Raw genomic sequence first — 22,453 nt, 5'->3', positions numbered from 1 at the left:
TCTGAACGAAGGATTCTTTTTCGTTAATCACGATATTGATCATGAGTCGGCTGAAAGAGGTCTTCCTCGATATCCCTTACCATAGAAAAATGATGAACATTATAATGACCATGGAGAATTTTATTATGGTGAGAGATAATTTGTTCTGCAGTCAATACGTCAGAATCAGTTGTGGAATGACCGTTTTTAATTAATGTAACATCAAAGCCTTGTACAGTTGCTGTCCTCACAGCGGTATCAATACAATGCTCTGTTTTACATCCACCTATAACAATATGGTTAATCTTTTCTTCTTTTAAAAGTTCAAGTAAAGAAGTGCCATAGAATGCGTTTGTGGCTGCTTTATTAATAAGGATTGCAGACTGAGGTACTTGAATTTCATTATGTACTTCAAAGCCTACGCCGCTACCAGAAGCAACATCGATATCTCTTACGAAAACAATAAGGGCATTGGAATCTATTGCTTTCTGCACGGCTGTATTGAGTGTAGATAATAATTCGGTTTTACGAAAAACTTCACTTTCTTTTTCATTTCCATCCATTAATTCTTGCTGCGCATCGATAATTAATAGTGCTTGTTTCATCATGTCTCCCCTTTAATAAGGAATAAGTTCCACTGTACATATTCCTTCATATTGTAAAGAAATCCTCTATTTATAAGCGAAGTAGACGATTGATTTACAAAGTTGTCAAAGAAATTTCATTCTCATGGCGTATAAAAACATGTATGATAGGAAGTGGAGAATTTTTGAGTAGGTGGGAATAACATGCAAACAGTAGAAGATTATCTTTCATTCTTACATACGAAAGGATTTAAATTATCAGAGGAAGCACAAGGATTTATTATGTTCGGACAAGGATATACGGGTGCATCTGATGGCATTGTAAACGCAGCAATAGAAGCGACAATTAAGCATCAATTGCAGTTTGATGGCAGTTATTTTGTTGCGTTATTAGAACGATTGAAAGAAGAAGAGATTACAGATAAAAAAAGCGCTAAGGCTTTTATGCGGAAGTTACAAGCGTAACTTCACGCAGCCTGCGCTTCTTTTTTTGTTTTAGAAGGTAATTCAACAAAAACCATGCCTAGGAAAATACAGAGGCATCCGATAATAGCGGAAATAGAAAGTTGTTCGTTTGCAACGAGAACGCCTGTTAAGGCAGCGAAAACGGGCTCCATTGCGAAAATAATTGCTACTCTCGTTGGAGACGTATGTTTTTGTGCTGATGTTTGAATGAAAAAAGCAATGGATGTCGCGAACAGGGAAGTTAGAAATAGAGCAAATAAAAAGGAAGAATTCGTCCATAGTGCTACTGAAAATAAATTTTCCCAATCTTCAAACAAAAAGGCGCAAATAGAAGAAAACATACCGACAGCTAATACTTGCGATGTGCTTAACAATAAAGGTGATATTTTTTTAGAGAAGAAGCCGTTAACGAGAATATGAGCAGCGAAAGCAACTGCACAACCGAGAACGAGTATATCTCCAATGTTTAATTGAAAAGAATCACCTGCTGTTAATAAATATAAACCCGCTGTTGCTACAGCAATGCCAATTACGATAAAAATAGTAGCTTTTTGTTTTAAAAAGATAAAAGACAAGATTGGTACCATAACGATACTAAGCCCTGTTAAGAAACCAGCTTTTGAAGAAGTTGTATAAAGTAAGCCGAATGTTTGTAATACATAGCCGACGCATAAAAAGAATCCAACGGTTAATCCAGCGAGGCTACTCTGTTTTATATGTTGTTTTGAAGTTTTTTTTGAGAAAATCAGTTGAACGAATAATAAAATGATTCCAGCGAATAAAAAACGTATACCATTAAATGTAAATGGACCAACGAAAGACATAGCATTTTGAACGACAACAAATGTAGCTCCCCAAATAAAAGACACAAATAATAAAGCAAGAGGAGCAATCCAATCTTTTTTCACACTCATCCCCCCGTTAATTTTGTAAGATAGCTTTTCTAGCTAATTCATCAGCAACTTTATTTTGACTACTTGGAATCCACTTAATAAAAAAGAGATCGAAACTTTTTATGTACTGCAGTGCTTCCTCTAATAGTGGTGCAAACATTTTATTTTTTGCGTATTCTTTTTCGACAGCTCGCTCAACAAGTTGCGAATCTGTACGAAAAGAGACAATGTTATAATTATGCTCCGTGCAATATTTTAATGCCGCAAGTAAAGCGTGGTATTCTGCTTCATGATTGGACATTGTCCCAAGGGGCAATGATAATTGTACAGCGGGTTGAACCCCTTTAATAAATACGCCTGCACCAGAAGGACCAGGATTTCCTTTTGATGCACCATCAATATATACTTCAATCAAAATGAGAAACCTCCAAATGATAAGATGATCCCCTACCTATATGTTTCTTTGAAGTAGGGGATAGAGTAACTTAGCCGATTGTAATACTATAACGACATGTAAATGTTTCATTCGCTTGTAGAGATTGAATCCCTTTTTTTTCCTTGAAATCTTTTGCTGGATTTACTTCATCAGCAATTCCGTACCAAGGTTCAATACATAAGAAAGGTGCATTCTCGCCTGGTGTCCATACGCCGACAAATGGGAATCCGTCAAATTCTACTTTTACGAATTTATTATGTTTATGAGAACGGATGGAGATTTCATCTGTATTCATATTTTCAAAAATAAGTGCATCGTTTTTAAATAGGTCGTATGTAAGTGGCAACTCATTCGTACTTTCAGCAATTAGTTGCTTCTTATTTGAAAGCTGAGGTCCTTCTAATACGCTCGTTTCTAAACGCTCTGAACCATTAAAAGATAGGTGGTAATCTGTAAATGACTCGCCCTCTAATAACGGGAAATTGAAACCAGGATGTGCTCCGATTGAGAAGAACATCTCTTTTGAAGCAGGGTTATTCACTTCGTATGTTACATGAACGGTTTGTCCGTCTAGTTCATAAGAAACGAGTAATTCGAATTCGTATGGGTATTTTTTTAATGTTTCTTCATTACTAGTTACAATGTAGGTGATTTTCGTTTCACTTTGTTCTTCTACAGAGAATGTAAGATCACGAGCAAAGCCGTGTTGTGTTAAAGAATAAGGTTTACCATCTACGTAGTATGTATTATCTACTAATCGGCCGACGATTGGGAATAAAATTGGTGCACGGCGTCCCCAATAAGTAGCATCACCTTGCCATAAGTATTCTGTATTGTCTTCTTTTAAGAGAACGCTTTGTAATTCTGCACCTTTGTCAGAGATGGTAACGATCACTTTTTCATTTTGAATTGTTGCAGTCATGAAGTAAAACCTCCTAAATCTTTCATATATTTCATTATACGTTGTCTAAAAGAAAAAGGGTAGTTCATGGTAGGAATCTATTGACGAAAGGGGGGCTACCGCGTAAAATATAGTCTTGTTGCTTAAAAAACGAATAACGTGGTTCGAAACCATCCCACGTAAAAAAACTAAGGAGATTTTGTCATGAATATTAGAACTTTAGTCGGTAATGGTATTTTAGCGGCATTATATATTGCTGTTTCTATGCTTATTCAGCCATTTGGCTTTACGAATGTACAGTTTCGTATTTCAGAGATGTTTAATCATCTCGTTGTATTTAATAAGAAAGCAATTTACGGAATTGTATTAGGTGTATTTTTAACGAATCTCTTTTTCTCACCTATGATCGCTTACGATTTAGTATTTGGAGTAGGGCAATCTATTCTTGCATTAGTTGCAACGATTATTTCTATGCGATTTATTAAAGGTGTTTGGGCTCGTATGATTTTTAATACAGTTATTTTTACAATTACAATGTTTATGATTGCAATTGAACTTCATCTTGCATTTGATTTACCATTCATGTTGACTTGGTTAACATGTGCAATCGGTGAATTTGTTGTTATGGCGATTGGTATGCCTGTAATGTACTGGATTAATAAACGAGTACAATTTGAAAGATTTATGTAATAGATGAAAGAGCTATTCCTATAGGGATAGCTCTTTTTGCATGTGATAATATTGAATATAATTCTTTGACTCTTGATAAAATATAATAAAATAAAGTGAGGCTTTCATTAGCTGGATACATATAAGAAGTCTTACATAAGGGGAATCTAGTATGAAATATAAAATTCATTGGTTGTATAAAACAAAACGCGGTTTTCAGACGGAATTAACGACAGATTATATGAACATAGAAGAAGCACTTCAATTTGCGGAGGATTTCGAGAAAACAGGAAGAGTGAAAGAATTATTATTTTACGATGAAATGGATGCAGAATGGTCATTAAAGGAAATGAAGAAGCTGAGCAAACAAGTGGAGGAAGAACCCCAAGAAATACTCGTTTATTTTGATGGCGGCTATGATGTACAGACGAAAGAAGCTGGTATAGGCATATGTGTATACTATAAAAAAGGAAATGCAAAATACCGAATTCGCCGTAATGCATATATAGAAGGTATATATGATAATAATGAAGCGGAATATGCATCACTATTATATAGCATGAATATACTCGAGGAATTAGGGATTAAGTATGAAGCGGTCACGCTTCGCGGAGATTCTCAAGTTGTACTGCAGCAATTGGCTGGAGAATGGCCTTGTTATGATGAACATTTAAATCATTATTTAGACCAAATTGAGCAAAAGGCGAAGCAAATGAAATTAAAACTTGTATGTGAACCTATATCAAGAAAACAAAATAAAGAAGCACATCAATTAGCTACGCAAGCATTAGAAGGAACAGTGATTGATAGTCATAAAGAAATAACCGAATAGAGAGGTGCAAAGGTGGATAAAAAGCAACTCATTACAGAGGTAAATGACTTATTAGAAACGTATTGTGAAGGATGTTTTTTGCGAGAACATAATCGAAAGACAAATAGTAAGTATTATGCTCATTCCTTTTGTATAAGACAATGTACAGTTGGAGAAACATTGAAAAAATATGGGGAACAGTTGTCATGAAAAAACATCCAGAGAAAACTCTCTGGATGTTTTTTAGTGCTTCGCTTCATTTAATTGATGCTCACACTCGCTTAATTTCTTTTCCTCATTTATTAAAAATGGCTCGTCTAAATCTGTTGCAACAGATTTCATAATTTCAAGCTGAGAGCGAGCTGCTTCTACAGCAGTAGTAGCATGCTCTAATGTATCTGGATCCATTGAAATTGTCGCTGATCCTACCATTTTTTGTGCTGTTTCTACACGGAATTTCACTTCTTCAAAATCATTTACTTCTGATCCCATTAATAATTCCTCCTTTGTATAGTGCGCATTTCACATAGTTTTTGCTCTGGAAAACGGAAATATACAAAGGAATAACAAAGGAGGTTACCAAGTAAGGTAACCTCCTGTCATATGTTGGATTAAAGTTTTACTACGTTAGCAGCTTGAGGTCCACGGTTTCCTTCAGTGATATCGAAAGATACTTCTTGACCTTCTTCTAAAGCTTTGTAGCCTTCGCCTTGAATAGCAGAGAAATGTACGAATACATCGTCAGCGCCTTCAATTTCGATAAATCCAAAACCTTTTTCGTTGTTAAACCATTTTACTTTTCCTTGCATGTTACAATTCCTCCTAGAAAACATTTACGTTTTTTCATTTAGTGAAATTCATTTGAAAAGATAATATAAACTAAAAATGCTATAATCTTGAATATTCTGCTAAATGATTAATTTAAATATACACGAATTGGGAGAATTTAGTCAAGTAAGCGATTTTATTTTTTTGTATTTTTAAATAATTTTTTAGCCAAATTTTTTAATAGGTATAGGACAGGCCGAGTATGTAATAGTCTTAATTGAACGCTATACATAATGAGGTGAAAGAATGAATGAGTCTTATTTATTAGATAATGAAGGAATGAGAACGAGAAACGACATACCGAATTGGGTTGCAAAGGAATTTCAAAATTTTTCGAGTGTTGTGCTAGAACCAACTTTTCCGTGCTATTTCGGCTTAACAGCTTTAAAAAAGAATGAACTTCGTTATTCATTTCTCTCTCATAATGATTGGAGTCATTTGCCACATACAATGTTATCTTTTTTAGAGCTAATGAAAGAGCGTCCAATTGTAAGAAGAGGCTTTTTTCTTTTTGTAGAACCGGAATGTGAGGAGCAATCACTGGAATATTACCGTGATTACTTTTGGAAAGTACTACAATATTTACATGAAAACGATAAGGAAACATGGCCAAAGCAAATTCCTAAAGACCCAGACCATTACTTATGGGAATTTTCATTTGGCGGGGAACCGATATTCGCATTTGGAAACGCACCAGCCTATAAACAACGAAAAACTAGGCATTTAGGAAATTCTCTCGTTATTGGATTTCAGCCACGTACTATATTTGATGGATTAGAAGGGGATCGTCCTAAAGGAGCATATTCTAGGCAAACGGTCCGTGAGCGAGTTGAAAAGTGGGATCAGCTGCCGAAACATCCTAACATTAGTCATTATGGTGATCCGGATCATCGTGAATGGAAACAATACTTTATAGGAGACGATGTAGAACCGTTAAAAGGAAAATGTCCTTTTCTTCATAAGATAGAAAAGTAAGAGTCATCATCTGGATGGCTCTTTTGCATATTTTGGATAAAAAAGGGTATTTTAGTAGTAAATATTTTGAGGGAAGCTAGTCTATTTTTAATTATTACATCATTACTTAATAGTAAAGGAAGTAGAAAGGATAGAGTGATGTTCGGAGCGATTATACAACAAATTGTATTAGGTATTTCATTAGCTGCGCCAGTAGGTCCGATTAATATTGAAATGTTAAAACGAGGAATTGAACGAGGTTTTTGGCATGCGTGGGTTGTTGGAATTGGTGGAATGACAGCAGATATTTTGTTTATGCTTCTCATCTATTTCGGTTTATCTTCTCTGTTTATGTATACATATGTACAAGCTTTTATGTATTGCACAGGGTTTTTCTTATTATTTTATTTAGGATTTCAAAGTGTAAAACAAGGAATTTCTCAATCGAATATGGAATATAAAAAAGAAGAGGTAGGCGGCCTTAAACAATCGTTTATGGCAGGTTTTTTAATTGCGATATCCAATCCATTAAATCTTGTTTTTTGGTTTGGTATATACGGAAGTACACTTAGCTCATTGCTTACGAAGGTAACGAAACAAGAAGCCTTTTTGTACAGTCTTTGTATTATCGTTGGTATTATTTTATGGAATGTAAATATTGCTTTTTCTGTCCATTTTGGCAGAACTTTATTAAAGCGAAAAGCACTTGGCTATATAACAGCCGGAGCAGGTATTATTTTAGTAGGATATTCTATCCATTTTGCATACAAAGCTTTACAGTTGTTCACATAAGATTGAAGGGGAGATTTTTATGTATCGAACCACTATTGACGGAAAAGAAATCATTATTACGTTAGCACCAAAAATCAGAAAAGAAATTACTGATAGAAATCCACTATATGAAGCGGTATTTCATAATGCAGCAAGATTACTACAAACAAAGCAACCAACGTTTGCTGTAAATCATGAAATATTTGGACTTATCATTGGAGAGGTACAAAGAGGAGAAGTAACAGTGTTTGCGGTGGAACATATTATTCCAAAGCAAAATATATTTGGACCGAACAATTTTTTCTCGACAATAGAGCAACAGGCAAATTTGTAAAGCGTATAGAATAAGATATAGAAAAGAAATAGTCGTAACGATATGTTGCGACTGTTTTTTTTGAAAAGGGGGAAGGAAGATGAAGAGGGTGGGGAAAGAGTTCTTTTTACAACATGATATCGTTATTATGTATAGTATTTTATTTGTTTTTATCATTATTTTAAAAATGCAATTTTTCACATGGATCGGTTTGTTAGCTTGTTTGTTTGATATTATTTTTTATACGCTAAACGAATATATGACACACCGTTTTTTATTTCACTTAAAACCACCTAAAAACGTATTTTTATTAAAAATGCTAAGAAGATTACATTATGACCATCACGTCTATCCAGATGATTTAAAACTGTTATTTTTACCTGTATGGTTTAGTATACCGAGCTTTACTATATATTTACTTATATCATACGTGATAACAAAAAGTGTTACCATTACACTTTCATTCGGAATCGGAATGATTATTATGCTTCTCGTTTATGAATGGAAACATTATATTGCACATAAGCCAATTCGTCCCGTCACCAAGTTTGGTAGGTGGCTAAAAAAACAGCACATATTACACCATTATAAAAATGAAAAATTTTGGTTTGGTGTTTCAAATCCAGTATTCGATTTCATATTTGGAACGCTTAAAGATGGAAAAGACGTTGAATTAAGCGAAACAGCTCGTAATTTAGAAAAAGAGAAAAAAACAGAAGTGGTGCGATAAGCACTACTTTTTTATTCTATTTTAATGAGTATGAAAGCTTCACTGGTGCGTAAATTTTATGTTGAAAAAGTATATTAAAAATTTAGGGGAAAATGCCGAAAAATGTCTATCGAAAAATCTTTGCAGGAATGTATGGATTGTCTAAAATGAAAATAAGTTTCTGAATATTTATAAAATTTAGTTTTTTGGTATACAAGGGGGAATTGTACTTTCAGTAAGAGAGGGGATTAGAGAATGAAACGAGATGATACGTCAGCACGTAAGTTACAAAATGAGGTGAATTATACAGAGGTTGTTCAGTCAGAAGAATTTCAATTGTTATTAAATACGAAAAAGAAGTTCATCGTTCCAATGAGTATTTTCTTTTTAAGTTTTTTTATTGCGTTACCTATTTTAACATCGTATTCAAAGGTACTCAATACACCGGCATTTGGTGATGTTACGTGGGCGTGGGTATTTGCTTTTGCACAATTTATTATGACGTGGTCATTATGTATGATTTACAGCAAAAAAGCTGAATCCTTTGATAAAATCTCACAAAATATTCTGCAAGAGATGCAAAAAGGGAGGGGCTGACTTTGAATACAACCGCTTTTGCACTATTTTTAATCATCGTACTTGGTACACTCGTCATAACTTATTTTGCATCGAAGAAAACGAAAAATGCGAGTGAATTTTATACAGCTGGAGGAGGATTAACTGGTTGGCAAAATGGTCTGGCCATTGCGGGAGATTATATGTCTGCTGCATCTTTTCTTGGTATAGCAGGAGCGATCGCGTTAACTGGGTTTGATGGTTTCTTCTATAGTATCGGTTTCTTAGTTGCTTATTTAGTTGTACTATACTTAGTTGCAGAGCCGCTTAGAAACTTGGGGAAATACACATTAGCAGATATGATTGCGGCGCGTTTTGATGCGAAAAAAGTTCGCGGAGTTGCAGCGCTTAATACGATGACGATATCCATTTTTTATATGATTGCACAATTAGTTGGTGCGGGTGCACTTATTAAATTACTATTAGGAATCGAATATACAACATCTGTATTAATCGTTGGTACACTTATGACTGTGTATGTTATTTTTGGTGGTATGACTGCGACGAGCTGGGTGCAAATTGTTAAGGCAGTATTACTTATGGCCGGTACATTTATTATTTCTGTAATCGTTTTCGCTAAATTTAATTTCAGTGTGACGGAAATGTTCGCGCAAATGAAAACAGCTACTCCGTTAAAAGAGTCGTTTTTAAATCCCGGTGTAAAGTATAAAGATGGTCTTGATACGCTATCTTTAAATTTAGGACTAGTCCTTGGTACAGCGGGGTTACCACATATTCTTGTCCGCTTTTTTACAGTACGTGATGCAAAAACGGCACGTCAATCTGTCGTATATGCGACATGGTTAATTGGCGCATTTTATATTATGACGATTTTCTTAGGATTTGGGGCAGCGGCGTTTGTAGGGAATGAGGCGATTATGAAAGCAAACCCTGCTGGTAATATGGCAGCACCTTTATTAGCGAAAGCATTGGGCGGAGATTTCTTATTTGCTTTCGTATCAGCAATTGCCTTTGCAACGATTTTAGCTGTAGTGGCAGGCCTTGTATTAACAGCAGCATCCGCATTCGCACATGATTTTTATAATGAAATTATCCGTAAGGGGAAATCAACGGAAAAAGAGCAAGTATCCATGGCTCGTTATGCGTCTATTGGAGTAGCTGTATTATCTATTATACTAGCGTTATTTGCTCAAACGTTGAACGTAGCATTTTTAGTTTCGTTAGCATTTGCAGTTGCAGCGAGTGCAAACTTGCCAGTTATATTATTCACAATATATTGGAAGCGCTTCAATACAACAGGTGCCATCTCTGGTATGATTGCTGGTCTTGTATCAGCTATTGTTCTTGTAGCGTTAAGCCCAAATGTATGGAACCCTGTAGCTGGAAAAGCTATATTTGTTGGGGAAGCGATATTCCCATATACGACACCTGGAATTATTTCGATTCCGCTTGGATTTCTTGCAGCGTATTTAGGAACTGTTTTATCTAGTAAGAAAGAAGATGCAGCGAAATTTGATGAAATTCTCGTGAAATCTAATACTGGGCATGGTATTAGTGACGCGTCTTCGCATTAAAAAAGAGGAGCTTTTCGATAGATAAGAAAAGCTCCTTTTTCTTTTGTCATTTTCTTGTAAATAATACTGCTTTGTAAGTAGGATTTGTCTTAATTTTGTGGAATGAAAATAAGCAGGGAGAAATTTAAATCATCATGGTACCAGCGCAGCTTTTGTGAAAAATAAGTTGTTATGGAAGGTGGAAGAAATGATGAAAACGAAACAGACTGATGAATTATTAGCAAAAGATGAGCAATATGTTTGGCACGGAATGCGTCCCTTTAGTCCAAATAGTACAATGGTAGGGGCAAAAGCAGAAGGGTGCTGGGTTGAAGATATACAAGGAAAAAGATATTTAGATGGTATGAGTGGTCTTTGGTGTGTGAATAGTGGATATGGCAGAAAAGAGCTTGCAGAAGCGGCATATAAGCAATTACAAACATTATCATACTTTCCGATGTCACAATCACATGAACCGGCTATAAAGCTTGCAGAAAAATTAAATGAATGGCTTGGAGGAGAGTATGTTATTTTCTTCTCTAATAGTGGTTCGGAAGCGAATGAAACAGCTTTTAAAATAGCAAGACAATACTATGCACAAAAAGGTGAACCACATCGTTATAAATTTATGTCACGTTACCGCGGCTATCATGGGAATACAATGGCAACGATGGCAGCGACGGGACAAGCACAGCGTAGATATCAATATGAGCCATTTGCTTCAGGATTTTTACATGTAACGCCGCCAGATTGTTATCGTATGCCTGGAATAGAAAGAGAGAACATTTATGATGTAGAATGTGTAAAAGAAGTAGATCGGGTCATGACATGGGAACTAAGTGAAACGATTGCAGCTTTTATTATGGAACCAATTATTACAGGCGGAGGCATTTTAATGCCGCCACAAGACTATATGAAAGCTGTTCATGAAACGTGTCAAAAACACGGTGCCTTGCTCATTAGCGATGAAGTGATTTGCGGTTTTGGGCGTACAGGAAAGGCATTTGGATTTATGAATTATGATGTGAAACCAGATATTATTACAATGGCAAAAGGGATTACAAGTGCATATTTACCATTATCAGCAACAGCTGTGAAAAAAGAAATATATGAAGAATTTAAAGGAAAGGGAGAATATGAATTCTTCCGTCATATTAATACATTTGGTGGAAATCCTGCAGCTTGTGCACTAGCACTTAAAAACTTAGAAATTATGGAGAATGAAAATTTAATTGAGCGCTCTGCACAAATGGGCTCGCTTTTATTAGAACAATTAAAAGAAGAAATTGGAGAGCATCCACTTGTTGGAGATATTAGAGGAAAAGGTCTACTAGTGGGAATTGAACTAGTAAACGATAAAGAGACGAAAGAGCCAATTGATAACGACAAAATTGCAAGTGTGGTAAATGCTTGTAAAGAAAAAGGGTTGATTATAGGTAGAAACGGTATGACAACAGCAGGATATAATAACGTTTTAACGCTAGCACCACCGCTTATTATTTCAAGTGAAGAAATTGCCTTTGTTGTTGGAACGTTGAAGACAGCGATGGAACGCATTTAATGAATCGAGCGAGCTGTGATTACAGCTCGCTTTTGTTTATCTCACTTTAATGGGCAGTAAGACCTCCACCTCAAAATGCAGCGAAAGTAAAGAAGTTAGGTGGGGGCGGGCTGCCCATAAAAGTCCGATTGGTGAGGGCTGATTAAAGTTTCACTTTATTAGGTGAAATATGATACGTTTTCAAAGGGAGGGGAATTATTATGAAGAAATATGAACCTAGTCAACATTATCACATCGGATATTATGAAGATGGATATGATTTAGAAGTGACGGCGTACAAAAGAATACATGAACCAGTTTGGGATGCGTATATTCCACACTATGAGGTAGACGATTTTTATAAGAAAGTGGAGGAAATGAAGCTAGGTGAATATGTAGATGATTATGGCATTATGGTGTATTCATTTCGTAATGATATTGATGATGATGAAGCACGAATTATTTTTGAAAAATGGTTAAAAACGAACGGGATTGTTTAAAGATAAAACGAAAAAGAAGCTTACTATCTTATAAGATAGTAAGCTTCTTTTTTATTAAACTTATTTACTTGCTTTCATTGCTTTATCTTTTGCACCAAAAGTGTATTTTAACATTGGTGGTGTAATCATTGTAGTTAAAATAACGACAATAACGATAGCTGTAAAGTAATCTTGTGCTAGTAGACCTGAAGAAAGTCCTGTTCCTGCGATGATAAGTGCAACTTCACCACGAGAAACCATTCCAGAACCGATAATTGCAGAAGACTTAGCATCAAATCCAGTCATTCGTGCACCTAAGCCACAACCGATTAGTTTCGTTAATACAGCGATTACTGTTAATGCTAGGATGAACCAAATTTGATCGCCAATACCGTCAAATGTAATATTCATACCGATACTTACGAAGAATACTGGAACGAACATAGCGTAAGCGATTGGCTCTACTTTCTTTTCTACTTCATGTTTGTAGTTCGTTTGAGAAATAGCGATACCAGCTGCGAAAGCACCGATAATACCAGCAATTCCTAATAGTTCGCCGAAATATGCGAATGAGAAACAGATGATAAGAGCCGCGCTCACGATAGACTCAGATACGCGTAGCGGTGATAACCAGCGCATAATCGCAGGAACACCTTTCCATCCGATTAAAATAATAGAAGCGAAGAATACAACTTTCTTCAAGATAATCATTGTTAAGTTAACATCGTCTGTACCTAGGAAACTCATTGCAAATGCTAATAAAATAACGACAAGAATGTCATCAAATACAGCTGCGCCCAGCATAGTTGTACTTTCACGTGTTTTCATCTTTCCTAAATCGCGAAGTGTTTGTACGGAAATACTAACACTTGTCGCACATAAAAGTAATCCTAAAAATACAGCATTTCCTTGTTCCATTCCCATAATAAGACCAGAAACGTAACCACCTACGAATGGAAGAATGATACCTCCGAGTGCAACAGCTAAAGAAGAATTACGATTTGCGTTTAATTCCTCTAAGTCTGTTTCAAGTCCTGCCATAAACATTAAAAGAATAACACCAACATTACTTAATTGTGTTAGAAGTTCTGAGTTTTCAATCCAACCTAATACAGCTGGACCGATAACGATACCGACAATTAATTTACCTAGTACAGAAGGTTGACCTAATCTGACACTAAGATCACCAGCAAGCTTTGTACTTAATAAAATAAGTGCAATTTGAAAGAAAAATTCGAATTCCATCGGATCCTCTCCTCATCATTTTTATTTTTATCATACGATTTCTCGGAATTTGCCTAATGAAAATATGTAAAACCCATTAAACAAAGGGTCTGATTACAAGTTCTTTTGAACTCGTAATTTGAACCTGTAATTAATATATAATATATTTTGTAAAAAATCAATGAAAAAATGGGAGCTTTTTTAGAGAGAGACGGTGTTATTAGGGATATACATATAAGATTAGCGTGTGGATTTTATATGTATGAAATAGTATGAAGTCCTTTTTTATTACAAATAATAAAGCCTAAATGCTATTTCACGAATTATAAATGTGAAAGGGAGGTTTTATCATTTGAATTCATTAAAAAATAACTTGTCTATCGTTGCTTTAGGTGGAGTAAATGAAATAGGGAAAAATATGTATGTTATTCAATTTGAAAATGATATTGTCGTTATTGACTGTGGATCAAAATTTCCAGATGAAAGTTTATTAGGAATTGATTTAATCATTCCAGACATCACATACTTACAAGAAAATAAAGAAAAAATTCGCGGATTAGTCGTGACGCATGGACATGAAGACCATATTGGGGGAATACCATATTTTTTAAAACAACTAAACGTACCAATCTATGCTACGAAGTTAACGTTAGGTTTAATTGAAATTAAATTAAAGGAACATAACCTTCAAGATGATACAGAATTAATCGTTATTCATTCAGAATCAGAAATTGATTTCGGTGCTATTAAGACAACTTTCTTTAAAACGAATCATAGTATTCCAGATTGCCTCGGTATTGTTTTTCATACACCAGAAGGTACTATAGTACATACAGGTGATTTTAAATTTGATTTAACACCAGTTAATAATCAACATCCTGATATTCATAAAATGGCTAAAATAGGTAGTGAAGGTGTATTAGCTTTACTATCTGAAAGTACAAATGCAGAACGACCTGGATTTACCCCATCAGAAAGGTCGGTAGGGGAACGGATAGAGGAAATATTTATGAAAGCAAATAGGAAAGTGATTATTTCTACTTTTGCTTCTAATGTGAATCGTGTTCAGCAAATAGTTGAAGCTTGTATAAAAACAAATCGAAAACTGGCTTTGCTCGGCAGAAGTATGGTAAATGTAGTAGAAGTTGCTCTAGAGAAAGGGTATCTAAATATTCCAGATGGTATGCTAATTGAAGCAAATGAGGTAAATCATTTAGATCCAAAGCAGGTCGCAATACTTTGTACAGGAAGTCAAGGAGAACCAATGGCAGCTTTAGCGCGTTTAGCTAGTGGAAACTATAGGCAAGTAGATGTTTTACCAGAAGATACAGTTATTATAGCTGCGACTCCTATTCCAGGAAATGAACGTAATGTTTCGCGAATTATCGATAACTTATTTGCATTAGGGGCAAGAGTGATTTACGGATCAGGTAGTTCTACTGGAGTCCATGTATCTGGTCATGCGTATCAAGAAGAATTGAAATTAATGCTCACTTTAATGAAACCTAAATATTTTATCCCCATTCATGGAGAGTTTAGAATGCTACATCACCATAGTTTGTTAGCAGAATCAATTGGTGTCGAAAAAGAAAATATCTTTATCGTTCGTAATGGAGATGTTGTAGATATTAGTAATGAAGTGGCCGTTCAATCTAGAAAAATACAGGCTGGAAATATATATGTAGATGGATTAGGAATTGGTGATGTTGGAAATGCCTTATTACGTGATCGAAAACAACTTTCAGAAGATGGAATGCTCGTAATAGTTATTACCTTTAATAAAGTGGATGGAGAAATTATTTCCGGTCCTGATATTATCTCTCGTGGATTTGTCTATGTTCGTGATTCAGAAGAGTTTTTGAAGGAATTAAATAAATTAGCTGTTATTACAATTAATAATTTGAAGAAAGAGAATGTGAATAGTTGGGGTATTTTGAAAAGAGAAGTAAGAGAGGCCTTAGGGAAGTTTATATATATTAATACGAAAAGAAAACCGATGATCCTTCCTATAATAATAGAGGTTTAAGAGTTAATAAAAAGAATTCTCGTAGGGGAATTCTTTTTTGTTTTGAAGACAGAATGAACATATAATGAAATAAATAGAAATGGAAGGAAATAAAAGATGTTATTAAATAAACGCTTTACAATCGGAGAAATGGCAAAAATGCATAATATAGCGGAATCTACTTTACGCTATTATGATGAGAAGGGAATTTTTCATCCGTCCATTGTGGACCCACAAACAAATTATCGCTATTACACAATCGATCAATTTTCACTATTAGATACGATAAAATTTTTACGCCAATTAAATATTCCATTAAAGGAAATTAAGAAATATATTGATGAAAGAAATCCAGCATACGCACTGAATTTACTGGAAAAACAACAAGAAATGATGTTGAAAAAACAAAGAGAAATTGAGTACGCTTTGGCGAAAATGGAGCATAGAATTCATTTGATTAAGGAAGCCACAAAAGCAAAAGCTGAAGAAATGGTAATGAAAGAGATCCCGCGGCGAAAAATTACAGCAATTGCGGTTGCTCCAAATACAACGGACGATATGTTTGAGTACTACATTCATTCGTTGCAAAAAAATATGAGGCAAATGGATGATAGCTTATTTTCTGGAGATATCGGTGTAACTGTTGCGAAAAAAGGATTGATGCAAGAGGAGTTTCAAGCATATAGTAGTGTGTTTATTCTTTTGGATTATATGCCTTTTCAAGTGCATAGTTCAGATGAAATTAAAGAAGGTATATTTGCTTGTGTATATCACCACGGGCCATATGAAGAAACTGATGAAACATATAAGAAGTTAATGAAATACATTGATCAAGAAGGGTATGAAATAGACGGAGATGCAATTGAGATTGCATTAATTGATTGGTCTGTAACAGAAAATCCAGATGAGCAAGTAACTGAAATTCAAATTCCTGTAGTGAAAAAATAAGGTGAAAACCTTTGAATGGATTACAAATTTACATTCATTTGTATAATTCAGTTACCTATTTTTTAATTCTCTATTGACCTTCAAGTTACTTGAAGGTTTAAACTGTGAACAGAGCGTTGAAAAAAGGAGCAAAATAGTATGGAAGTAACAGAAAAATTAAGAGAAAAACCAATTAAAAGTTTATTTATTACTTATCTAATACCAGCTGTTCTCGGAATGGTATTAATGTCAGTGAATATTGTAATTGACGCGGTTATGATTAGTAGGGGAGTTGGGGCGAACGGTTTAGCAGGAGTAAACGTGGCTATTCCAGCGTTTTCAATTTTCTTCTCAATTTCATTATGGATTGGAATGGGCGGGGCAACGTTATATTCCATTGCACTAGGTGAAAATAAAATAGAAAGAGCAAGGTCTATTTTTACTCAATCTATGACGGTAGCAGTCATTATCGTAGGTGTTTTAGCAGCGATTTGTTTATGGAGAATAGAAGATTTAGCATACTTATTCGGTGCAAACGAAGTGATTTTACCGTATGCGTTAGACTATTTACACGTATTATTAACATTTGGAATGATATACGTTTTAGAAAATATTTTAAGTACATTTATACGAAATGATGGAAATCCTAATTTAGCAATGGCAGGTTTAGTTGTAACAGCTGTATTAAATATAGTGTTTGACTATATCTTTATTTTCATCTTTAAATGGGGCGTAACAGGAGCTGCTTCAGCAACTATTCTTTCAGCAGCGATTGGTTTCCTTGTATTATTAACGCATTTCTTTAGAAAAAGTAGTATTTTAAAATGGACGAAATTCCATTTTGAATGGGATACGATTAAACAAATTATGATAATAGGTTTTCCGAGCTTTATAACAGAAAGTACAGTGGCAATCGTAACGATTGGTTTTAATATAGCATTCGTTCAATATGCAGGAGAAGTAGGAGTAGCTTCTTATGCGATGGTAAATAGCATTCATGCAATGACATTACTATTATTCTTCGGTGTAGGTGCTGCATTACAACCGATTGCTAGTTTCCATTATGGTGCCAATTTAGCAGAGAGACTTCGTGAAGGATTGCAGTTTGCTGTGAAAATTGCAGTTGTACTTGGAGGCGTTGCAATAATTGTCGGATTATTCTTCGGGAAATATATTATTGGTCTATTTGATGTCCAATCTCCAGAGTTATTGGAGCTAACATTAACAGGTATTAGTTTGTTCTTTATTCAATACGTATTTTTAGGCTATAACATTGTGTATGGAGAGTACTTCCAATCAGTGCGACAAACAAAAAAATCAGTACTTATTATAATGAGCCGAGGGTTACTATTTATTATTCCATTATTATGGATTATGCCAAAGTTATTTGGAATAAACGGAATTTGGCTCGTTATGCCAGTAGCGGAAGTAATAACAGCGATTATCCTATTTATGATGAATCGTATGAAACATCCTGTTCCATTAAATATGGCAGATGAAAAAGAAGTAATATAATGAAGAAAATCCCCTTGAGCAAGTAAGGGGATTTTTTATTTTTTTAAACTAATAGCAAAAGATCCATCAATTTCTTGAACAGAAGCAAAGGCAACGTTTTTAATATTTGTAATTCCTTTTTCTTTTAACTCTTTATATAACCACTTTTTGTCTTTATGAATTAACTTTAAGTTATCGTATTGAATTTGTGAATCAACGATAAGGGCAATTGGTAATCCAGCATACTTAACATCTATATTCAAATCTTTCGGAGTTAATGGGACAAGTTCACGCTTTGGTAAAATGCTAATGGCTCCATTCGCTTCTAAAATAGCGTATTCAATTTCATGAACACTTGGGTATCCTGCGACGCGAAGATTAGAAAGTAATTCAGCAATGGGATACCTACTTTTTTGTAAGTTCTCAAAAATAATATCACCATGTTTAATTAAAATAATCGGGTGCCCGAGAATAAAACGATTTAGTTTGTTGAATAGGCTTAATTTTGTAAGGATTAAATGCAAACATGTAATAACGACCATACCGAGAAAAGCTTGCAAAGCACCAGAGACTGGTATGGCTTGAAAAGCTAAATAAGATAAAAAGATAATAGCACCAAAATCATGAGGAGTTAGTTGTGCTAAAGCTGATTTACCGAGCATCTTAAGTGATAGTAAAAATAAAATAAAAAAGAACGATACGTTACATAAAAAGAGAAGCAATAGAGACACTCCTTCGTGCAAAGTTGTACTTACTGTTCCCGAAAGAAATATAAATATTACTTTCTAGAGGATAAATTAGGTTGAATTGGAATTTGTCTGTATACAAACAAATAAATGGATATTATCATGAAAGAAGCAAAGAACATAGGAGTATATGGATATGAAAAAGAAAAAAATAATGAAGTATATGATAGGAATTATAATGGTTTGCGCCGTTTATGTGGGATTTTTACAATATAACATTTATAAGCATGGGCACATGAATGCGACCTATGAAGCTGATTATATCATTGTTTTAGGCTCGAAAGTAAACGGAACGAAACCATCGTACTCATTGCAATATCGTATTAATAAAGCAGCTGAGTATTTGAAAGCACATGAGAAAGCAATTGCTATTGTGTCTGGAGGAAAAGGAAAAGGGGAAGATATTTCAGAAGCATTAGCAATGAAAAATGGATTAATGAAACTAAAAATTGCAGAAGACCGCATTATCATGGAAGATAAGTCAACGAGTACAGATGAAAATATTAAATTCTCAAAACCTTTAATTCCGGACAATATGAAAAAAGGAATGATCGTAACAAACGATTTCCACATGTTTAGAGCGAAAAAAATAGCAGCTAAGCAAGGTTTACAATTAGAAGGTCTTCCGGCCGAAACACCGAAGCGAATTGTCATTCCATCGAATATACGAGAGTATTTAGCTATTACGCAATATTGGTTTATGAATCGAATATAGTGAAAGTGATCCCGCCTAGCATTATAGGCGGGATTTTTTGAGGGGAATCTTACAAATATGTCATCTTAATGAAAGGTAAAGCGATAGTTTCTAGAATGGATTCCTGACATAATGAAGATAACAAAAACTATTTAGAGGTGAATCGGATGAAAGGAAATAATATATTATCTTCACTATGTTACTTTAGTATCTTTTTTGCCCCATTTTTATTACCAATTATCGTGTACTTCGTTGCAGAGGATGAAGTGAAATATCACGCGAAAAAAGCATTTTGGTCACATATTTTCCCATATGCAATTTTATTCGGAGGGGTAGCGATATCAGGAATATACGGTTTAGGATTCAATCAATCTGATGGTGCTGGAATTGGGATCATGATCACATATGCAGTATTCATTCTTGTAGGGATTTATTACTTCATTTGGAATATCGTAAAAGGTGTTAAAGTGTTGAAAACAGCGTAATAAGATAAGGAATAATTCGGAGTGAGTTTGTCGTTATTTGTCGGTAAGTCGATATTCTTTGTCGAATCGACGATATATTTGAAAAATCGTCGATATAGTGCAGGGAATCGTTGATATATTGAAAAAATCGACGATATAATTTCATTTACCGTATTAATAGATCTTTTAAAAAGAGCAATTCAAAAAGAATTGCTCTTTTTGTGCTTATAAGTTGTGAATATTGGAAAAGATATGTTAATTTTTCATTAGGAAGAGAAAAAAGGAGTGATTTTCATGAATGAGATGATACATAAAATGGAGCAACATGTTTCAGTTCGTAAATATAAAGAAGAATCTATTCCGAAAGATGTAGTAGAAAGAATGGTGCAAGCTGCGCAGCATGCTGCTTCCTCGCATTTTGTACAGGCTTATTCTGTTATATATGTAACAGATCAAGACTTAAAGGCGAAACTAGCAGAGTTATCCGGAAATCGTCATGTGAAGGACTGCGCAGCATTCTTTGTTTGTTGTGCAGATTTAAAACGACTTGAAATGGCATGTGAAAAACATGGTACCGAGATAAAGCATGAAGGAGTAGAAGACTTTATCGTAGCAACGGTAGATGCTTCACTTTTCGCACAAAACTTGGCGTTAGCAGCAGAATCGTTAGGATACGGTATTTGTTATATTGGTGGTATTCGTAATAATCCGAGAGAAGTGAGCGAATTGCTTCATTTACCGGATAAAGTATATCCTGTATTCGGAATGACAGTCGGTGTACCAGATGAAGATCACGGAGTGAAACCACGTTTACCGATAGCAGCAATCCTTCATGAAAATGGATATGATGAAAAGAAATATGATGAATTATTAAATGAATACGATGAAACGATGAGCGCGTATTATAAAGAAAGATCATCAAATCAAAAAAACGTAACATGGACGGAATCGATGAGTTCGTTTATGTCTAAAGAAAAAAGAATGCATATGAAAGAGTTTTTAAGTGAAAAAGGATTTAATAAGAAGTGAGCAAAGAGAGTAAAGAGGCAAACCTGTGATGCAGGTTTGCTTTTTTTTGGAGGAGAAAGGTGATTGTCTTCGAATAAGTATAGGGGGAGGAGATAATATGAAAAAAGCTTTAATTTTTTTGTTTGATGGATTTGCAGAATTTGAAGTGAATATAGCGAGTTTATTTTTGATAAGTAAGCAATTTGAAATAATAACAGCAACTGTAGACGGAAAAACAGTTACAGGAGAAGGCGGTTTTTTGTGTCAACCACATGTCTCTATTGAGCAAATTAAAATAGAGGACTATGAAGTGTTTATCGTACCAGGCGGACATATTTTTGATCATTTAGAAAATGAACAATTGTTATCTATTGTGAACAAATTACATAAGCAAAATAAATGGATAGCGGGTATTTGTGCCGGAACATCTTTATTACATGCAGCAGGAGTGCTGAATAAGAAGAAATTCTCAACATCATTAACATCAGATGAAAAACAGTTAGCTCATTTACATGAATGGGAATATAAACAAAACAAAGATGTAACGGTTGATGGAAAAATAATAACAGCGGTAGGGTCTGCGTACGTTGAATTTGCTACTGAAATAATGAGGCAGCTCAATTTATTTAATGAAGCTGAAGCGAAGGAGAACTTGCAATACTTTAAAAATGTAACAGAGCTTTGTGATGAAACGTTAGTATAAGTGAATAATTTAATTGTTAATACCTAAGTTCAGAATGTAGATACCACTTTCTGAACTTAGGTATTTTATTTGTTATCATATACATAAAAATTAAAAAATTTTTACAAAAGTGATAGAAAATGAGAATGAAATGCCAATAGTAAGTAAAGGTAGCTGCTAAAGGGGAATTGAGGAAGGAAGATGTTTATGATTTTCGATTCTGAAGTGGATTTAATTATAGCTATGAAAAAACGCGATCAAGATGCTTTGAAAGAAGTGATTGATCAATATGGAAAATTAATTTTGTACATTATTCATAAATCGTTAAGTACCCCTATTGAAAAACAATATGTGGATGATTGTTATAACGATGTATTTACTGTCATTTGGTTTCATATCGATCAATTTGATATAGAAAAGGGAAACTTAAAATCTTGGATGATTGGTATTACAAAATTAAAGGCATTGGAATATAAAAAGAAAGTATATAAAGAGAATAAAATTGATAAAAACGTAGAAATAGATACAGGTATTCATGATAGATATGAAATAGAAAAAGAAGAAGAGATTATGGAAATAGTTCAAGATTTAAATAAGAAAGATCGATATATCTTTTTAAAGAGGTATATTGATGGATATTCCATTGATGACATTGCAAAAGAATTAAAAGTAACGGCGGATTATATATACAATCGAATTTCTCGTGGAAAGAAAAAAATTCAAAAACTATGGAAAGGGAGTGTGTAAT

General features: G+C 34.4%; 28 protein-coding genes and 1 riboswitch. Of the genes, 20 read left to right on the top strand and 8 right to left on the bottom strand.

The window, feature by feature from the left end:
* Window positions 1-23: 23 nt before the first annotated feature.
* On the bottom strand, window positions 24-584 hold the full coding sequence (locus QCI73_RS18980; protein WP_327923076.1) for a cysteine hydrolase family protein: 561 nt from the start codon (window positions 582-584) through the stop codon (window positions 24-26).
* Between the two features lie 183 nt (window positions 585-767).
* Here QCI73_RS18980 and QCI73_RS18975 point away from each other — a divergent pair, with 183 nt between their 5' ends.
* Window positions 768-1,028 (top strand): DUF6123 family protein, encoded by a 261-nt coding sequence (locus QCI73_RS18975; protein WP_001195212.1) that lies wholly within the window; start codon window positions 768-770, stop codon window positions 1,026-1,028.
* A 2-nt stretch (window positions 1,029-1,030) separates the two neighbouring features.
* Here QCI73_RS18975 and QCI73_RS18970 read toward each other — a convergent pair whose 3' ends face one another.
* The 3 genes from QCI73_RS18970 to QCI73_RS18960 all read right to left on the bottom strand — a co-directional run bounded on the left by QCI73_RS18970 (window position 1,031) and on the right by QCI73_RS18960 (window position 3,279).
* A complete protein-coding gene (locus tag QCI73_RS18970; RefSeq protein ID WP_353823543.1) occupies window positions 1,031-1,936 on the bottom strand; it encodes a DMT family transporter in 906 nt (301 codons plus the stop codon).
* A 13-nt stretch (window positions 1,937-1,949) separates the two neighbouring features.
* The gene (locus tag QCI73_RS18965) at window positions 1,950-2,336 is read right to left on the bottom strand and encodes a reverse transcriptase-like protein (RefSeq protein WP_000573873.1); all 387 of its coding nucleotides are present in this window, start codon (window positions 2,334-2,336) and stop codon (window positions 1,950-1,952) included.
* A gap of 70 nt (window positions 2,337-2,406) precedes the next feature.
* The gene (locus tag QCI73_RS18960; protein ID WP_353823542.1) at window positions 2,407-3,279 is read right to left on the bottom strand and encodes an aldose 1-epimerase family protein; all 873 of its coding nucleotides are present in this window, start codon (window positions 3,277-3,279) and stop codon (window positions 2,407-2,409) included.
* A gap of 132 nt (window positions 3,280-3,411) precedes the next feature.
* Window positions 3,412-3,456, top strand: a riboswitch (PreQ1 riboswitch).
* Window positions 3,457-3,462: 6 nt separating this feature from the next.
* On the opposite strand from QCI73_RS18960, the gene QCI73_RS18955 reads away from it, so the two are divergent.
* The 3 genes from QCI73_RS18955 (at window position 3,463) to QCI73_RS18945 (ending at window position 4,948) form a co-directional block, all read left to right on the top strand.
* Window positions 3,463-3,948, top strand: a complete 486-nt coding sequence (locus tag QCI73_RS18955; protein WP_001026467.1) for a QueT transporter family protein — start codon at window positions 3,463-3,465, stop codon at window positions 3,946-3,948.
* 151 nt (window positions 3,949-4,099) lie between these two features.
* Window positions 4,100-4,759 carry a ribonuclease H family protein gene (locus QCI73_RS18950; protein WP_076870894.1) on the top strand — a complete coding sequence of 220 codons (660 nt, stop codon included), beginning with the start codon at window positions 4,100-4,102 and terminating at the stop codon, window positions 4,757-4,759.
* A 12-nt stretch (window positions 4,760-4,771) separates the two neighbouring features.
* On the top strand, window positions 4,772-4,948 hold the full coding sequence (locus tag QCI73_RS18945) for a zinc-finger domain-containing protein (protein WP_000358801.1): 177 nt from the start codon (window positions 4,772-4,774) through the stop codon (window positions 4,946-4,948).
* A gap of 33 nt (window positions 4,949-4,981) precedes the next feature.
* Here QCI73_RS18945 and QCI73_RS18940 read toward each other — a convergent pair whose 3' ends face one another.
* A complete protein-coding gene (locus tag QCI73_RS18940; protein WP_000534391.1) occupies window positions 4,982-5,230 on the bottom strand; it encodes a DUF2564 family protein in 249 nt (82 codons plus the stop codon).
* A 119-nt stretch (window positions 5,231-5,349) separates the two neighbouring features.
* Window positions 5,350-5,547 (bottom strand): cold shock-like protein CspB, encoded by a 198-nt coding sequence (cspB, locus tag QCI73_RS18935; protein ID WP_001161727.1) that lies wholly within the window; start codon window positions 5,545-5,547, stop codon window positions 5,350-5,352.
* Window positions 5,548-5,812: 265 nt separating this feature from the next.
* Here cspB and QCI73_RS18930 point away from each other — a divergent pair, with 265 nt between their 5' ends.
* The 8 genes from QCI73_RS18930 (at window position 5,813) to QCI73_RS18895 (ending at window position 12,482) form a co-directional block, all read left to right on the top strand.
* Window positions 5,813-6,541 (top strand): YqcI/YcgG family protein, encoded by a 729-nt coding sequence (locus QCI73_RS18930; protein ID WP_262724874.1) that lies wholly within the window; start codon window positions 5,813-5,815, stop codon window positions 6,539-6,541.
* A gap of 138 nt (window positions 6,542-6,679) precedes the next feature.
* Window positions 6,680-7,312 carry a LysE family transporter gene (locus tag QCI73_RS18925; protein WP_327923219.1) on the top strand — a complete coding sequence of 211 codons (633 nt, stop codon included), beginning with the start codon at window positions 6,680-6,682 and terminating at the stop codon, window positions 7,310-7,312.
* Window positions 7,313-7,331: 19 nt separating this feature from the next.
* The gene (locus QCI73_RS18920; protein ID WP_000286361.1) at window positions 7,332-7,625 is read left to right on the top strand and encodes a hypothetical protein; all 294 of its coding nucleotides are present in this window, start codon (window positions 7,332-7,334) and stop codon (window positions 7,623-7,625) included.
* Window positions 7,626-7,704: 79 nt separating this feature from the next.
* The gene (locus QCI73_RS18915; RefSeq protein WP_353823541.1) at window positions 7,705-8,334 is read left to right on the top strand and encodes a sterol desaturase family protein; all 630 of its coding nucleotides are present in this window, start codon (window positions 7,705-7,707) and stop codon (window positions 8,332-8,334) included.
* Between the two features lie 234 nt (window positions 8,335-8,568).
* Window positions 8,569-8,910 (top strand): DUF485 domain-containing protein, encoded by a 342-nt coding sequence (locus QCI73_RS18910; RefSeq protein WP_353823540.1) that lies wholly within the window; start codon window positions 8,569-8,571, stop codon window positions 8,908-8,910.
* A gap of 2 nt (window positions 8,911-8,912) precedes the next feature.
* Window positions 8,913-10,463, top strand: coding sequence for a solute symporter family protein (locus QCI73_RS18905; protein ID WP_044790363.1), 1,551 nt, complete (start codon window positions 8,913-8,915; stop codon window positions 10,461-10,463).
* 190 nt (window positions 10,464-10,653) lie between these two features.
* Window positions 10,654-12,003, top strand: a complete 1,350-nt coding sequence (locus QCI73_RS18900; RefSeq protein WP_000850972.1) for an aspartate aminotransferase family protein — start codon at window positions 10,654-10,656, stop codon at window positions 12,001-12,003.
* Between the two features lie 200 nt (window positions 12,004-12,203).
* Window positions 12,204-12,482, top strand: coding sequence for a DUF3986 family protein (locus QCI73_RS18895; protein WP_353823539.1), 279 nt, complete (start codon window positions 12,204-12,206; stop codon window positions 12,480-12,482).
* A gap of 60 nt (window positions 12,483-12,542) precedes the next feature.
* Here QCI73_RS18895 and QCI73_RS18890 read toward each other — a convergent pair whose 3' ends face one another.
* Window positions 12,543-13,706, bottom strand: a complete 1,164-nt coding sequence (locus tag QCI73_RS18890) for a cation:proton antiporter (protein ID WP_000393887.1) — start codon at window positions 13,704-13,706, stop codon at window positions 12,543-12,545.
* A gap of 331 nt (window positions 13,707-14,037) precedes the next feature.
* Between QCI73_RS18890 and QCI73_RS18885 the strand changes: the two genes are divergently transcribed.
* The 3 genes from QCI73_RS18885 (at window position 14,038) to QCI73_RS18875 (ending at window position 18,132) form a co-directional block, all read left to right on the top strand.
* The gene (locus tag QCI73_RS18885) at window positions 14,038-15,711 is read left to right on the top strand and encodes a ribonuclease J (RefSeq protein ID WP_353823537.1); all 1,674 of its coding nucleotides are present in this window, start codon (window positions 14,038-14,040) and stop codon (window positions 15,709-15,711) included.
* A gap of 96 nt (window positions 15,712-15,807) precedes the next feature.
* Entirely contained in the window at window positions 15,808-16,638 is an 831-nt protein-coding gene (locus tag QCI73_RS18880; RefSeq protein ID WP_262724878.1) for a MerR family transcriptional regulator, read from the top strand.
* A gap of 138 nt (window positions 16,639-16,776) precedes the next feature.
* On the top strand, window positions 16,777-18,132 hold the full coding sequence (locus QCI73_RS18875) for an MATE family efflux transporter (RefSeq protein WP_353823536.1): 1,356 nt from the start codon (window positions 16,777-16,779) through the stop codon (window positions 18,130-18,132).
* Window positions 18,133-18,167: 35 nt separating this feature from the next.
* Here the strand turns inward: QCI73_RS18875 and QCI73_RS18870 are convergent, their stop codons facing one another.
* Window positions 18,168-18,833 (bottom strand): DUF421 domain-containing protein, encoded by a 666-nt coding sequence (locus QCI73_RS18870; protein WP_000923934.1) that lies wholly within the window; start codon window positions 18,831-18,833, stop codon window positions 18,168-18,170.
* 187 nt (window positions 18,834-19,020) lie between these two features.
* Here QCI73_RS18870 and QCI73_RS18865 point away from each other — a divergent pair, with 187 nt between their 5' ends.
* The 5 genes from QCI73_RS18865 (at window position 19,021) to QCI73_RS18845 (ending at window position 22,452) form a co-directional block, all read left to right on the top strand.
* A complete protein-coding gene (locus QCI73_RS18865) occupies window positions 19,021-19,572 on the top strand; it encodes a YdcF family protein (protein ID WP_353824122.1) in 552 nt (183 codons plus the stop codon).
* A 146-nt stretch (window positions 19,573-19,718) separates the two neighbouring features.
* Window positions 19,719-20,036: a magnetosome magnetite crystal formation protein family gene (locus QCI73_RS18860; protein ID WP_000678046.1), complete on the top strand. Its 318-nt coding sequence runs from the start codon at window positions 19,719-19,721 to the stop codon at window positions 20,034-20,036.
* A 273-nt stretch (window positions 20,037-20,309) separates the two neighbouring features.
* The gene (nfsA, locus tag QCI73_RS18855) at window positions 20,310-21,044 is read left to right on the top strand and encodes an oxygen-insensitive NADPH nitroreductase (protein ID WP_061131067.1); all 735 of its coding nucleotides are present in this window, start codon (window positions 20,310-20,312) and stop codon (window positions 21,042-21,044) included.
* A 97-nt stretch (window positions 21,045-21,141) separates the two neighbouring features.
* Entirely contained in the window at window positions 21,142-21,726 is a 585-nt protein-coding gene (locus QCI73_RS18850; RefSeq protein WP_074610124.1) for a type 1 glutamine amidotransferase family protein, read from the top strand.
* Between the two features lie 180 nt (window positions 21,727-21,906).
* Entirely contained in the window at window positions 21,907-22,452 is a 546-nt protein-coding gene (locus QCI73_RS18845) for a sigma-70 family RNA polymerase sigma factor (protein ID WP_139302894.1), read from the top strand.
* The last annotated feature ends 1 nt before the right edge of the window (window position 22,453 follow it).

Origin of the sequence: Bacillus cereus group sp. MG16 (assembly GCF_040459875.1) — a bacterium.
Taxonomy (GTDB): Bacteria; Bacillota; Bacilli; order Bacillales; family Bacillaceae_G; genus Bacillus_A; species Bacillus_A paranthracis.
The sequence above is the reverse complement of the archived record's forward strand: the minus strand, read 5'-3'. Positions and strand labels throughout refer to the sequence as shown.